Genomic DNA, 13,843 nt, shown 5'->3' with positions numbered 1-13,843 from the left:
CGCTCGGGACCTGCTCCCGTAGGCGGATTTCCGTGTAGCTGGACCTCCTTCCGTTGCCAGTCCTACTCCGGCCGCCGACCCCCGCGGGTGGGACTCGCTCCCGGAGCTGGGCCGTCCTCCCGTAGGCAAGTGCGCCTCCGCCTCCGGGGCCTCCGCAATCGGTCGCGCTACTGTCGCTGGACTCTCTCTCGGTCGGGGGCGCCCGTACTCGGGGGCTGCTTTCGTAGTAGGACCGCGTTCCCGTGAATGGCTGCTCGCGCAGGCGGACTCGCCTCTAGTGGGCGGGGGTTGGACTCTGCAGTTGGACTGTTTCCCGCTGTTCGATCACGCTCCGCTCGGTGAGCTCGCTGCTGTGGGCGGGTCGGCTGTCTGTGGGCCGGGCTCCCATTGGGCACCGTGTTCGCTCCGAGGTGCTTCGGTCGAGATCGTGGGTGCCGGGGTGCCGGGGTGCCGGGGTGCCGGGGTGCCGGGGTGCCGGGACGCGGGCGGTCGGGGTAATTGACGTGTCGCGGAGTCCTGGATATCGCGTTCGGATTCGGTGGGTTGTCTTAGGCGCTTTGACAGGCGGCGGTGGGGAGGTTTTCGAAGTACTGGTTGGTTTTTACTGAGGTGGGGAATCATGAGGGGGGTGCGGTTTGCGTCCGTACCCGATTTCGAGTGTGTTCCGCGATCTGCTTCCGCTACTCAGGAGGAATGGGATCCATGGTGACTATTCGGAACTATCGGCGTTCTGCGTTTGTGGTCGGGGCAGTGGGGGTGGTGCTGGGGGTGACCGCGGCACCTGCCTGGGCTGACAACAGCATTGAGATCACGGGGGTGGGGCCGGCGAATGTGGGGGCCGACTACAGCTGTGAGGCTTCGGCGGGTGTGGTCGGGATCAAGGTGATGGTGGGGGATCCGCAGGCGGAGAGTCCGTCGGCCACGGGGACACAGGCCGGAGTCATCTGCGACGGGAGCCCGCAGTCTGCGGTGGTCATGGTGGCCGGGGTGGACGGATCGCCGGAGCCGATCCAGCGCGGGCAGACGGTGCAGGTGCGGATGGCGTTGGTCGACGCCGCCGACACCGTGATCTCCGGCACGGCCAAGGTGGTCAGTCTGGGTTAGCGCAGCTGGTCAGTCGATCAGGAGGAAATGGTGGCGGGAGTCTCTCGGGCGACGCCGCCACCATTTCCTCGTGATCAGGCGACCAGGATGCGACGCGGCGTGTCGGCGCGGCGTGGGGGCCGAAAGGCGAGGTCCAAGGGGCGAGTGTCGGCGGTGTCTAGGATCGGAGGCACTGGCCGGAGGTTGTCGGAGGGCGTGACCATGGTTGGCAACATCGTGATCTTCGTGGTGATCGTCGGAGTCCTGCTCGTGGTCTGTGGGTTGATTTTGCGATCAGTGCGCGCGGGTTCGGTCCAGATCGATGTCGTGCCGCGCCATCCCCCCGAGGAACCCGTCGCTACCGACGACGAACACCGCTGAACCACAGACGCCCAAAGGGATACGTACGCCCCCGCCTGAGGTCCTGCGTGCGCAAGTGCCGCAGCCCGGCTCGAGGGACGACGAACGCCGCTGTAGAAGCGGCCGGCCGAAGCCTTGCCGGCACGTGCGGCTGCCCAGCTCGGGTGCGGGTGGCGACGAGCGCCGCTGCTGTCACGCCGCCGGAAGCGATACCTGCCGCGCGGGCGAAGCTCTGCCGCTGGGCGTGTGGCAGTCCAGCTGGGATGAGCGCGAATGGTGCGGAGGTTGCGGGCGGTGACGGTCACCGATTGCTGGAAGCTCAATAGCGCCAACAGTGTTCGCTGGTCTCGCGGCGGTCGCCTGGTGCGGCGGCCTTGGTCTTCGGTGGCGACTGCGATCGGCTTAGATCCGGGTGTCCGCTGATTCTCAGCCCTCGCTGAGCGGCAACCTCTCTTGCATATTCCTTGACAGTTATATAACTGGCGTGGACTATTAAGGGGTGACTGCGGCGACCGTCTTCCAAGTGCTGGCCGAACCTAACCGGCTGGCGATTTTGGAGGTGTTGCGGGCGGGGGAGTCGCCGGTGGGGGCGTTGGTCGCGGAGTTGGGGCTCAGTCAGCCTGCGGTGTCCAAACATCTGCGGGTGCTGAAGGAGGCGGGGCTGGTGGCGGTGCGGGTGGACGCGCAGCGCCGGCTGTACCGGATAAGGCCGGAACCGCTTGTGGAACTGGACGATTGGCTGGCCCCGTATCGCCGGATGTGGCACACCCATCTGGATCTACTCGAAGAGCACCTCGATCGGAGGAGACGATCATGACCGAGGCCCAGTTGCGGACCGACGGTGAACGACCCGCGGTGCGGTTGGAGCGTGAGCTGGTCGATCCGCCACCGGTGGTGTGGCAGGCGCTGACCGAGCGGGAACAGTTGCGCGCGTGGTTTCCGTGCGACGTCCAGGTGACCGGCGGGGTGTGGCGGGTCGGCGCGACGATCGGCTTCGATTTCGGTGACGGGAGCGGGCTGCTGCTCGACGGCGAGGTGCTCGCGGTCGACGAGCCGAAGCTCTTGGCGTTCAGCTGGGGTGACGAGCGGTTGCGTTTCGAGTTGGCGCCGCACGGCGGCGGCACGCACCTGGTGCTCGTCAACGAACTGGCGCCGGACGCCGCGGCCCGCAATGCCGCAGGCTGGGACGCTTGCCTCGATCAGCTCGCGGGGCTGGAACCCGGCGACTGGAAGCCGCGCTTCGAGGCCTACTCCGCCGTTTTCGAGCCGCTGATCGGCCCGCAGTCCGGCCCGCCGATCGCCTGACCCGTTCGTCGTGGGCCCGAAGGCCGGTGGCGGGACAAGTCGGGACTGTCCGGCACCGGAGTGACCTTTCTAACCTGGGCGAACACGGCGACGCGCATTGCGCCGCCGCTGGTGGGAAGAAGGTATCGGTGCCACGAATAGTGACGAATTGCCTTGCGGCGGGCGCGATTGCGCTCGGCGCGCTGGCCGGGGCCGGCTCCGCGACAGCCGCGCCGGGCCTGCCGCTGGAACCTGCTACAAGCGTGGTACCCGAGGTGCAGCCGATCGATGGCGCCGGTTCGGAGCATGCGGTGGCGTAACGTGCCCCGCAGGACCCGCTCGCGGCCGGGCCGGAGGTTGCGCCGGCTCCCGTAGGCTGGGCCGGTCATGGTGCCTCTCCTACTCGCGCTCGCCGGATTCGCGCTGCTGGATTCGCTCGACGTGCTGCTGGTGGGGTTGACCACGGCGGTGGTGGCCGACAGCCGGTTGGGCCGCCGGTCTCCGGTGCCGGGCGGATTGAGTTTCATCGCAGGGGTTTTCGCGGTGACCACGGCGTTCGGCATCTGCACGGTGCTCGGTCTCACCTTCCTGACCGAGCTGGTGTCGTTCGAACTCACACCGGCGGTGCGGTATTGGGGCGAGCTGGTGCTGGGGGTGGTGCTCATCGCACTCAGCCGAGTCCCGGTGACCACGCGCAACGAGCCGCCCGCCTGGGCCTCGGCACTGCGTCGAAGACCGTGGTTGTTCGGGTTCGTGGGAATGGCGATCGGTCTGGCGCAGGCACCGACCGCGGTCCCGTATCTGGCCGGTCTGGCCATGATCTCGGCGCGGCACCCACCGATCTGGCCGCTGCTCGTGGTCGCCTACTGCGCGCTCGCGCTGTTACCGCCCCTGCTGGTGCTCTCGCTGTCGTTGCGCCGGACGCCTAGGGCCAGACGTGTCTACCGCGCCATCGTCCGGGTATTGACTCGTCATGTGCCGCGCGTGCTGCGCATTCTTTTCGTGGTCTTCGGCATAGTTCTCGTGTTCGATGCGCTCGTGCACCTGTGGTGAACGCGCTCACAAGCCGGGACCGATCGCGGAAATTCCGTTACGTCGGCGACGTAGGTGGAATGCTGGGGGCATGGCTGAGCGCTGGTACTACTGCTTGAAGCACAAGCGGGCCGAGAAGGGCCGGCAGTGCTGGTTCCAGGATCGGATGGGTCCGTATCCGGATCAGGCGACCGCGGAACGGGCCCTGGAGATCGTCAAGGCGCGCAACGCGCAGGCCGACGCGAGCGACGGCGACTGACCTGGCGGTGTCCTAGTCCGGTGTGCGGCAACTGATCCCGCGCGCACCGTCGATCCGCGGGTTCCGGGCGGAACGGAAAACGCCCGGTGAATGTGATCTCGAGACCTGGCGGTACGGGCGCGAAGTCCTGGCGTCCAGGTATATCCACTCAGGTCCGCTTCAGCACGATCAAGTACGGTTTTCTCGAATCAGACGAGTGCTCGGTGGTCCTGACGTGGGCTGCGAGCCGGACCAGGATCAGCAGGGAGGGCGACCCTTGAGGGTTACCGTTGTTGTGCCGACCTACAACGAGCGGGAAAATCTGCCGGTTGCGGTGGCGCGGCTGACCGCGCTGCCGGTGCCCGACCTGCACGTGCTCGTGGTCGACGACAATTCACCGGACGGCACCGGTGAGGTCGCCGACAAGCTGGCCGCCGAACTGCCGAACGTGGTGGGCGTGCTGCACCGCACCGAGAAGGACGGCCTCGGCCGGGCCTACATCGCCGGGATCACCCGCGCGCTGGACGAGGGCGCGGACGTGGTCATCCAGATGGACGCCGACCTGTCGCATCCGGCCGAGGTGATTCCGGCCATGCTGGAGAAGCTGTCGACCACCGACGCGGGCGTCGTACTCGGGTCGCGCTACGTGCCCGGCGGTTCGACCGCCGAGGAGTGGAAGTGGTATCGCAAAGCGCTGTCGGCGTGGGCCAACTTCTATGTGAACTTGATTCTGCGGCTGCACGTGAAGGACGCCACCGCTGGCTTCAAGGCATGGAAGGCGGACACGCTGCGCGCCATCGAGGTCGGCACGATCCGCAGCAACGGATACTCCTTCCAGGTCGAGATGAACTACCGGACGGTCAAGCAGGGCATCGAGATCGCCGAGGTGCCGATCCGTTTCGAGGAGCGCACCCTCGGTGCTTCCAAGATGAGCCTGAAGGTGCAGCTGGAGTCGGCGTTGATGCCGTGGAAGCTGCTCTTCGGCCGCTCGGTCTAGGTCGCGAATACCGGGCAGGGCCCCGCATCCGGGTGGATGCGGGGCCCTGCGGCGTTCACGGGCGGTCAGCGCTGCGCCAGACCTTGGCGCATCGCCTCCAGGCCGAGCACGACGACCGGGGCGAGCACGACGTGCATGACCGAGAGCGCGATGGTGGTCGCGGTATCGAACGTGGCGGCGACGGTGAGGCCGATGGTCGCGATGGCGAGCATGCTGCCGACCACCTGGGCCACCCGCAGCACGCCGGCCCAGAAGTAGGACACCAGCGCCGCCAGCGTCATGCCGATGAGCAGCGGCACCGCGGACGAGATGATCACGCCGCTGCCGCCGACGTGCGTGGTGACGCCCTTCTCGACGACATCGAAGGAGCCGCCTGCGGCCCGGCCGATCAGCCAGACGACGAGGTTGACGGCGACCGCGACCGCGACGCTGCCGAGGATCGCGATCGGGCGGTTGACGGCCGGGATGCGCAGGGCCGCTGTGGTGGATTGCGCGATGGTCATGATGTTCTCCTCATCCGAAGCTGTGCTTGGTGCTGAGAACAAGCATGAAACCTGAACAATTGTTCAGGTCAAATCGATCGGTGGTGGGCTGGATCACGCCCCGTTCTGCCGCGTAGCGGAATGTGTTGCGGCCCGCCGATGTTCGCGCGCTCAGTCCGGCTGCGGCCAGTTCAGCAGCAGGTCCACGTAGCGCTGCCGGACCGCGGCCACCTCGGCGTCCAGATCAGCGGGATTCCAGCCGCTGACATCGATCGGTTCGAGGATCGCGACGTCCACGATGCCCGGGCGCGCGACCATCGCGTTGCGCCGGCAGATCTCGCCCGCGTTGCGAATGACGATCGGAATGACCGGCACCCCGGCCTGCATCGCGATATGGAACGCGCCCTTCTTGAACGGGCCGACCTCCGGTGTGTAGGAACGGGTTCCCTCGGGCGCGACCGCGATCGACAGTCCGTTGCGCAACGTCTCGACCACGGGTGCGAGGGCGGCCTTGGCCGCACTGGTGCTCGAGCGATCGATGAACGTCACACCGACGAAGCGCATCAGCGGTCCGAAGATCGGGTTGCGGGTCAGCTCCTTCTTGCCGATGCCGGTGACGCCACCGCCGAGCACCTCGGGGACGATGATGATGTCGAACTGGCTCTGATGGTTGAACAGGAACACCGCGGGCCGCGGCGAGCGGGCGTGTTCCGCGCCGCGCACGCGGAGCTGAACACCGGTGATGCTCAAGGTGTTACCGGCCGCATGCGCCATCAGCGCGTCGGCCATCTGCTGCCGGTCCCTGGTGGCCGATTTCGCCGCGACACCGTAGAACGCGCCGCCCAGCAGTCCGGCGAAACCGGCGGCGGTGCGGAGATAGTCGCCCGGCCGCGCGGCTTGCCTGTCCGCGAAGCGCACTACGGGCCACTGCCTTTCCGCGGCCGTGGTGGTGAGCCGCGGGTCGGGGTTCACCGCCACCGGATGACCGACCAGCGCCAGCAGCGGCAGGTCCGCGTCGCTGTCCGCATAGCCGTAGCTGTGTTCGAGATCCAGGTCGTGGTCGGCCGCGAACTCGCGCACTGCCGCGGCTTTGCCGTTGCGCCACAGCGTTTTCCCGTCGGCATAGCCGGTAAGCAAGCCGTCCTGCGCCGCCATCGGCGTGCACAGCACATGCTCGATACCGAGTGCCGCCGCCGCGGGCGCCACCTGGAAACGAGTCAGCGAGCTGGCCAGCACGACGGTGTGCCCGGCGGCTTGATGCGTTCGAATCAGTTGCCACGCTTCTGGATACAGATACTCGTAGATGGTCTCGCGGAACAGCCGCACGCCCAGCTCGTCCAGTTCCGCCTCGGGCCGACCCGCCGACACTTCGGCGAATTGGTGCAGCCACCGGCCGTACGCGCCGTCGGTGGTGCCGCCGCGGATGCCGCGCAACAGCACGCGCGAGATATCGCGACGGCGGAACAACCGCCGCAACGGACCCGGCACCGGCGGACCGGCGATGACGGTGCCGCCGAAGTCGAAGATCGCGGCGATCTGCGCACCCTGCGGCCCGGACCGGATCGCGGCGAGTTCCGCGTCCAGATCCCCGGAAACGCTCCAGTCCTTCGAACCGGTCACCGCAGCGCCCGATTCGACGGATCGAGGGCGGCGGCCTGCGAGATGCGGGTACCGATGGTGCGCAGGCGATCCGCGAATTCCACGCGACGCTCGGTCAATTCGGCCCTGGTCTTGGCCGAATCGTCCGACACGCGATCCAGCAGGCCGTAGTTGTCCGCGAGTTTCAGTGCGCTGGTGAACAGTTCGGTGGACACCGATTCCGGGCTGTGCAGCCGCTGCTGCAGCATCATCTGCTTGCCCACCGCGACGCATTCGGCGATGAGCTGCTTGCGGTCGATCTCGGTCTCCGGATCGCGCGCGGCCAATCGTTCGGCGACCACGAGCTGCGCGTCGAAGAAGGAGCGAAGTACGCGGTGCGCCATCATGAATCCGGAGTCGGTGAGTCTGGTCATCACCTCCGAGCCCAGCGTGTTCTCCCTGGTGTGACTGTGCCATTCCGGGTCGAGCAGCAGCATCTCCGCGGTCATCTGCTCGGCGAACTCGGCGCGCTCGGGGAAGAAGAACTCGAACTTCAGCAGGTCGCGCAGCCGGAACGCCTCGTCCCAGCCGGTGCTCAGCTGATCGGCGCCGTCGCTGTCGAGGGCGGCGAGGATGGACAGTTCGAGGATGGCGCGGTGCACGAACCAGTGCACCGCGCTGTTGCGATAGAACGCGGCTTCCAGGTGCGCGCCCGCCTCGATCGAGTACACCGGCTCGAGTCCGCCGCGATATACGGTGACGACCTTGGCCAGCGAAAGTTGTTCCAGCACAACGGCGAGGCCCTGATCGTCGCGCAATGCGGCGAGTTCCCCGTGCGGCAGGTCGCGCTTCTCGATGTAGCCGAGCACCGGAGCGAGCACCGTGCGCACCTCGCCCAGGGTGAGTGCGCGCTCGTGCACGCCGAGCAGCGCGAGGGTGACCAGCGCGTTCACCGTGACCGGGGTGACCGCGTTGATGCCGACCGCGATCTCGAACGCCAACCGCTGCACGGCTTTGCGCTCCAGTTCGGCGATCTCGGGTGCGTCGGGCTCGCCCTGCCCGAGTTCGGTGTGCCCCGCGGGCGCGGGCTCGGTGCGGTGCAGCGGAATGGTCAGCGGCGGGGTGGTGAGCGGATCGCCGTGCGCGGCAAGCCGATCCCGCGCCGACAGGGGGGCGCCGAAGCGCACGTACACGTGCCCGGCCGAATGCTGTTGGCTACGGACATAACGTGCCAGCCAGGTGAGCCCCTCCGGCTTCTTCTTGCCGCCCACCTGCTCGGTGGCGATAGCGCCCAGCTCGTTCAGCCGCTCATAGGTGATCGATACCGGAACCAGCATGACGTCTTCGACCCGGTGCGAACGCACGGCCGAGGCAAGGTAATTCAGGAGCCCGTAGCGCGGCGGCCGCAGCTTGCCGGTGCGGGTGCGCCCGCCTTCGAAGTACCACTCCAGGTTGAATCGTTTGGCCAGCAGATAGGCGAAGTACTCCTCGACCACCGCCTTGTACACCTCGTCGTCGCCGAAACTGCGGCGGATGAACACGGTTCCGGTGCGGCGGGCGATCGGGCCCATCGGCCAGAAGCTGAGGTTCGCCCCGCCGATCACGTGGTTCGGCGGGAAGTCGTTGCGGGCCAGCACATCACCGAGCACGAACGCGTCGACGTAGGACCGGTGCGAAGGCAGGAACACTAGCGGGAAGCGGCGGTTCAGGTCGCGCAGCGCAGCCAGTCCGGAATCGTCGGAATCCACCTTCCAGGTCGAGGCGTGGATCGGCCGCATCGCCTGGGTGAACAGGTCGGAGACCAGTCTGCTCTGCGCGGCGACGAGTTCGTTCAGCGCCTTCTCCGCGCGGCGGTACACCTCGTGCGGGCTCGCGCCGATCTGGTCGGCGATGAGTTCGAGTCTGCGCAGGAAGTCGGGCGAGTCGAGGATCTCCTCGGCCACCAGCCGGGGCACCTTGTAGCGGTCGCCGATGATGGTGCGTTCGGCGCGCTCCAACGCGACGACCGCGGCGCGCACGATGGCGCGCGCGAAGGGTTCGGCGCTGCCCTTCGCGAACAGGGCCGCGGCTTCGGGATTGTTCGTGCGCAACTCGCTGAGCAGTGCGGGCTGCCCGGTGAGCACCACGTGCCGGTTGGGTTGGCCGACCAGTTTGCGCTGCGCGAGCCGGTTCGGCTTGCGCGGATTGGTAAGCAGGGCCATGTCGGCGAAGGTGATGCGGCGCACGCCATCACGTTCCGGCGGCAGCCAGAGCACCCGCACCGGGACCACGAGTGGGTCGTCGTGGCGGCCGACCAACCGGGTGGCGATCGCGCCCGCGTCCAGATCCAGCTGCGTGACCGGCGCGGTGCTGCCGAATTCGGCGGTGATGCCGCCGTTGCCGAGCCAGTTTCCGATCAGCTCGCGCTCTGTCGCGGAGGCCGCGTCGACCAGTGCCACCACCGATTCCGGCGCCGACCCTCGCTGGATCTGCGCGGGTGATCCGCCTCGGTGCTCGATCATGACCCGGTCCCTCCGACGAAAGATCCTGTTCCGCTCTCCGTGTCCACCGGCGCCGTCGCGGTTGCGTCGGCGGCCGGCGGTCAGCGGCGGATTCGGCTCAGCGGTTCCCGGTGAGTCACCCGCGGGCGTGCGGTGCTGACGTGTTGCGTCGGTCAGGATCGATATGTGCGTTGGACTGGATCATAGGGCGCGGCGGGGCCTTCGGGTCGCAGGTTGATTTCCATTGGAACTAGATCGACTTACCGCGCCGATCCGTTGTCGCGTCGCCGAGCCGAATTAGGCTGCGCGGATGGACTGGGCGTTGCGCGCGTGCGGCTGGCACGGCCACTACACCTACCAGCCGGATGAACCGGATCTGGCGGCGCGGCTGCGCGTCGACACCGTGGCGGGGGTGGCGTGGCGCTGCCTGCGCTGTGGCACCTTCGTGCCCGGTGACCCGGTGGGGTCCGGCCCGGCCGATCACGCGCCGGAGGTGCCGCGCGGGCGACTGCTGCGGGATCGCTGGCTGATGCGCGCCTTGGCGATCGAACGACTGCTGCGTGGCCTGGTGCTGGTGGCCGCCGCGTTCGGGGTGCTGAAGTTCCGGTCCTCGCGCGAGACGATGCGCGCGGCGTTCGACCAGGACCTGCCGCTGCTGCGCCCACTGGCCGACCAACTCGGCTGGGACATCGACCGTTCGAAGATCGTGCACCTGATCGATGAGGCGTTCTCCCTGTCGAACACGACGCTGCTGTGGGTGGCGGCCGGGATTTTCGTCTACGCCGGGTTGCAGGTGATCGAGGCGACCGGCCTGTGGCTGATGAAGCGCTGGGGCGAGTATTTCGCAGTGGTCGCGACGAGCCTGTTCCTGCCGCTGGAGATCTACGAGTTGACCGAGAAGATCACCGTGCTGCGGATCGGCGCGTTGCTGATCAATATCGTCGCGGTGGTCTGGCTGCTCTACTCCAAGCGACTGTTCGGGTTGCGCGGCGGCGGCGCCGCCTACCATGCCGAGCATAGTGCGGAGAGTTTGCTGAGCGTCGAGCGTTCGGCCCTGGCGGTACCGGCGAACTAGGCTTCCATGGGTCCTCGGCTGTGTTCGCCAGCACAGCTCTTCTTGAATCAGGTAATGCTAACCTTACCTCCAAGTCAGCCAGTTTTGAGCTTTTGGAGGATCGTTGTCGACCACGGACGAACGCTTGCGGGTGGAGTATGTAACCGATCCGGCGGCAGCGATGTCCCGACTGGCGGGGGCAGATCGGTTCGGTGAGTACGTCATGTACGAGAGCCCGGGTGAATGGGTCTTCGCCGCCGATCCGATCGGCGGCATCGAATTGGACGTCGAAGAGCTGCGGGTCACCTGGGACGGGAAGACGACCACCAGCAAGTGGGAGGGCAGCCCGGCCACCGTCATCGATGCGGCGCTGCGCGCGTTGCCGCTGGCCGGTCGCAACGCGTACGGCTGGATCGGATTCGAGTTCTGCGCGTGGGCATTCCAGGCCACCGAGCACCTGGATCCGCGGACGACGGTGGCGCACTTGATGATTCCCCGGATCGAGGTCCGAGTCGGCGCCTACGGCGTCCGGGTGTCCGGCGCCACCCCGACCGAGACGGGCGATATCCACACGCTGATCGCCGAATCGCAGGAATCCGAACTGCCGCAGGCGCATCCCGCCGATGTCCGGATCGATCCGACCGGCTACCGGGACCGGGTCGCCGAGGCGGTCGGCGAGATCCAGGCGGGCCGGTATCAGAAGGTCATCCTGTCCAGGAAGGTCGATCTGCCGTTCGTGGTGGACGTGCCCGCGACCTACCGGCTCGGCCGGGCGAACAACACGCCCGCACGCTCGTTCCTGCTCCGCCTCGGCGGACTCGAGGCGGCGGGCTTCAGCCCCGAACTGGTCGCGTCGGTCGACGAGAACCGAGTGGTGACCACGGAGCCGCTGGCGGGCACCCGTGCCTTCGGCCGTGGCGAGGCGGTCGACATGGCGGCCCGGGCCGACCTGGTCAGCGACCCGAAAGAGATCGTGGAGCACGCCATTTCGGTGCGCACCTCGTTCGCGGAGATCGCCGCCGTGGCCGATCCCGGCACCCCAGCGGTCTCCGATTTCATGGTGGTGCGCGAGCGCGGCAGCGTGCAGCATCTCGCCTCCACGGTGCGCGGCCGCTTGGCCGCCGACCGGTCCAGCTGGGACGCGCTCGAGGTGCTGTTCCCGTCGGTCACCGCCTCCGGCATTCCCAAGCGTGAGGGCATCGATTCGGTGTTCCGGCTCGATCACGACGCGCGCGGTCTGTATTCCGGTGCGGTGGTGACGGTTTCGCCCACCGGCGCGCTGGAGGCCACCCTGGTGCTGCGCGCGGTGTACCAGAACACCGAGGGCGCCTGGCTGCGTGCCGGCGCCGGCATCGTCGGGCAATCGCGTCCGGATCGGGAGTTCGAGGAGACCTGCGAAAAGCTCGGCAGCATCGCGCCTTACGTAGTGCGCGCCTGACGACAAGACGGGCAGTACGCCGAAAGGGGGTACTGCCCGTTTGCTGTCTCATCCCTCGAGGCCGCGCAGCACCTTCTTGTCGATCTTGCCGACGGCGGTGACGGGCAGCGTGTCCGCGCGACGGAGCACATCGGGCAGCTTGTAGGTGGCCAGACCGCGGTCGATGAGGAACGTCTTGATCTGCGCCAGGGTCGGCATATCGCCGTCGACGACGAGGACGGCGCAGACCTTTTCGCCGAGCGTCGGATCGGGCAGGCCGACGGCGGCGGCGTGCCGCACGGCCGGGTGCGCGAGCAGGTGTTCCTCGAGTTCGTCGCAGGAGATGTTCTCGCCGCCGCGATTGATCACGTCCTTGATCCGTCCGGAGACGATCAGGTGACCGCTCGGCAGCCGGCGCACCAGATCACCGCTGCGGTAGTAGCCGTCGGGGGTGAAGGCGCGCGCGTTGTGCTCGGGTGCACGGTAGTAGCCGCGAATCGTGTAGGGGCCCTTGGTCAGCAACTCGCCCTCCGCGCCGGGCGGCACGTCATTGCCTTCCGCGTCCACCACCCGGATCTCGTCGTCGGGCGAGAGCGCCCGGCCCTGCGTGGTGCACAGCAGTTCGGCGTCGTCGTCGAGCCGGGTGTAGTTGAGCAAGCCCTCCGCCATGCCGAACACCTGCTGCAGCGTGGCGCCGAGCGCGGGCGTCACCTCGCGCGCGTTGACCTCGGCCAGCTTCGCGCCGCCCACCTGGAGCAGGCGCAGCGAACTCAGGTCGGCCTCCTCCCATTCGGTTGCGGCGCACCACAGTTGGGCCAGCGGCGGCACCACGGCCGTGACGGTCACCCGGTGTCGTTCGATCGCCGCGAAGGCGTTCTCCGGGCTCGGGTCGGTGACGAAACTCACCGCGCCGCCCACGCTCACGGTGCCGAGGATGCCCGGGCAGGCGAGCGGAAAGTTGTGCGCCGCAGGCAAGGTGGCCAGATAGACGTCGTCCTCGGTGAGTTCGCAGATCGCGGCGCTCGCGGTGGCGTTGTAGACGTAGTCGTCGTGGGTGCGCGCGATCAGCTTCGGCAGACCCGTGGTGCCGCCGGAGACCAGCATCAGCGCGATATCGCTCGGATCGATCTCCGGCAGCGTCGCACCCGCGCGGGGCACCGAGGCCAGATCGGTTCCGGCGCCGGGCTCGCCGACCACCAGCACATGCCGCAGCGTCGGTACCGCGGCGCGCACCGTATCGGCCAGTTCGCGATAGTCGAAGTCGCCTAGGCGGTCCACGATGATGTAGGCGACGGCTTCGGAAAGTGCTGCCAGATGCTCGATTTCGGCTCGGCGGTGGGCGGGCAGCGTCAGCACCGGGATGATGCCCGCGCGTAGTGCGCCGAAGAGCACGGTCAAGAACTCCGGCACGTTCGGCAGTTGCACCACTACCCGGTCGCCCGGCGCGATGCCGAGTGCGAGCAAACCGTGCGCCATCCGGTCGGCCTCCGCGTCGAGCCATGCGTAGCTGCGCGTCTGTTCGGCGTCGAGCAGCGCGGGCCGGTGCGGATGCCGCCGGGCCGTATCGCGCAGCAGGTCGGCCAGCGGGCGTCCGGTCCAGTATCCGGCGGCTCGGTAGGCGTCGGCGGCTTCGGTGGGGAAGCCGACGTAGCCCGCGCGATGCGTGGTGGATGTCGAAGTCACGGTCTTGCCTCACAGACAACTCGAGCCGAGCGCGGTCGGCGGATCTCGGCATGTAGGTTAGGCAACCCTATCTCACCATGGTCGGTGCTGCTACGGAGCCTCTGACCGCCGCTGCGGCGGGCTCGCGCGACCCTCGGGAAAGGCTGCGAATCCGT

At 67.9% G+C, this 13,843-nt stretch carries 13 protein-coding genes; 9 read left to right on the top strand and 4 right to left on the bottom strand.

Annotation, left to right across the window (positions count from 1 at the left end; genetic code table 11):
• The first annotated feature begins 816 nt into the window (after positions 1 to 816).
• The 7 genes from NBRGI_RS29185 to NBRGI_RS29150 all read left to right on the top strand — a co-directional run bounded on the left by NBRGI_RS29185 (position 817) and on the right by NBRGI_RS29150 (position 4,994).
• Positions 817 to 1,104 carry a hypothetical protein gene (locus NBRGI_RS29185; RefSeq protein WP_148310985.1) on the top strand — a complete coding sequence of 96 codons (288 nt, stop codon included), beginning with the start codon at positions 817 to 819 and terminating at the stop codon, positions 1,102 to 1,104.
• 195 nt (positions 1,105 to 1,299) lie between these two features.
• Complete coding sequence (locus NBRGI_RS48260) at positions 1,300 to 1,464, top strand: hypothetical protein (RefSeq protein WP_158439937.1); 165 nt, start codon at positions 1,300 to 1,302, stop codon at positions 1,462 to 1,464.
• A 478-nt stretch (positions 1,465 to 1,942) separates the two neighbouring features.
• Complete coding sequence (locus NBRGI_RS29175) at positions 1,943 to 2,260, top strand: ArsR/SmtB family transcription factor (protein ID WP_029900411.1); 318 nt, start codon at positions 1,943 to 1,945, stop codon at positions 2,258 to 2,260.
• Complete coding sequence (locus NBRGI_RS29170; protein ID WP_029900410.1) at positions 2,257 to 2,748, top strand: SRPBCC domain-containing protein; 492 nt, start codon at positions 2,257 to 2,259, stop codon at positions 2,746 to 2,748. The genes NBRGI_RS29175 and NBRGI_RS29170 overlap by 4 nt, the downstream gene beginning before the upstream one ends.
• Before the next feature lie 366 nt (positions 2,749 to 3,114).
• Positions 3,115 to 3,780 carry a GAP family protein gene (locus NBRGI_RS29160; protein WP_029900409.1) on the top strand — a complete coding sequence of 222 codons (666 nt, stop codon included), beginning with the start codon at positions 3,115 to 3,117 and terminating at the stop codon, positions 3,778 to 3,780.
• 70 nt (positions 3,781 to 3,850) lie between these two features.
• Positions 3,851 to 4,018: a hypothetical protein gene (locus NBRGI_RS48555; protein WP_014981515.1), complete on the top strand. Its 168-nt coding sequence runs from the start codon at positions 3,851 to 3,853 to the stop codon at positions 4,016 to 4,018.
• 274 nt (positions 4,019 to 4,292) lie between these two features.
• Positions 4,293 to 4,994 (top strand): polyprenol monophosphomannose synthase, encoded by a 702-nt coding sequence (locus NBRGI_RS29150; RefSeq protein ID WP_029900408.1) that lies wholly within the window; start codon positions 4,293 to 4,295, stop codon positions 4,992 to 4,994.
• A 65-nt stretch (positions 4,995 to 5,059) separates the two neighbouring features.
• On the opposite strand, the gene NBRGI_RS29145 is transcribed toward NBRGI_RS29150, so the two are convergent.
• From NBRGI_RS29145 to NBRGI_RS29135, 3 genes are all read right to left on the bottom strand, one after another.
• Positions 5,060 to 5,497: a DUF6069 family protein gene (locus NBRGI_RS29145; protein WP_029900407.1), complete on the bottom strand. Its 438-nt coding sequence runs from the start codon at positions 5,495 to 5,497 to the stop codon at positions 5,060 to 5,062.
• Positions 5,498 to 5,647: 150 nt separating this feature from the next.
• Positions 5,648 to 7,096 (bottom strand): HAD-IB family hydrolase, encoded by a 1,449-nt coding sequence (locus NBRGI_RS29140; protein ID WP_029900406.1) that lies wholly within the window; start codon positions 7,094 to 7,096, stop codon positions 5,648 to 5,650.
• On the bottom strand, positions 7,093 to 9,555 hold the full coding sequence (locus tag NBRGI_RS29135; RefSeq protein ID WP_029900405.1) for a glycerol-3-phosphate 1-O-acyltransferase: 2,463 nt from the start codon (positions 9,553 to 9,555) through the stop codon (positions 7,093 to 7,095). The genes NBRGI_RS29140 and NBRGI_RS29135 overlap by 4 nt, the downstream gene beginning before the upstream one ends.
• A 289-nt stretch (positions 9,556 to 9,844) precedes the next feature.
• Here NBRGI_RS29135 and NBRGI_RS29130 point away from each other — a divergent pair, with 289 nt between their 5' ends.
• Entirely contained in the window at positions 9,845 to 10,609 is a 765-nt protein-coding gene (locus NBRGI_RS29130) for a DUF2127 domain-containing protein (RefSeq protein WP_029900404.1), read from the top strand.
• Between the two features lie 103 nt (positions 10,610 to 10,712).
• Positions 10,713 to 12,026 carry a nocobactin biosynthesis salicylate synthase NbtS gene (nbtS, locus tag NBRGI_RS29125; RefSeq protein WP_029900403.1) on the top strand — a complete coding sequence of 438 codons (1,314 nt, stop codon included), beginning with the start codon at positions 10,713 to 10,715 and terminating at the stop codon, positions 12,024 to 12,026.
• Between the two features lie 48 nt (positions 12,027 to 12,074).
• Here the strand turns inward: nbtS and NBRGI_RS29120 are convergent, their stop codons facing one another.
• Positions 12,075 to 13,688 carry a (2,3-dihydroxybenzoyl)adenylate synthase gene (locus tag NBRGI_RS29120; protein WP_029900402.1) on the bottom strand — a complete coding sequence of 538 codons (1,614 nt, stop codon included), beginning with the start codon at positions 13,686 to 13,688 and terminating at the stop codon, positions 12,075 to 12,077.
• Positions 13,689 to 13,843 lie beyond the last annotated feature (155 nt).

Origin of the sequence: Nocardia brasiliensis IFM 10847 (genome assembly GCF_000710915.1) — a bacterium.
GTDB classification, from domain to species: domain Bacteria; phylum Actinomycetota; class Actinomycetes; order Mycobacteriales; family Mycobacteriaceae; genus Nocardia; species Nocardia brasiliensis_A.
Note: the sequence above shows the minus strand (reverse complement) of the source record. Positions and strands in the feature narration are given on the sequence as shown.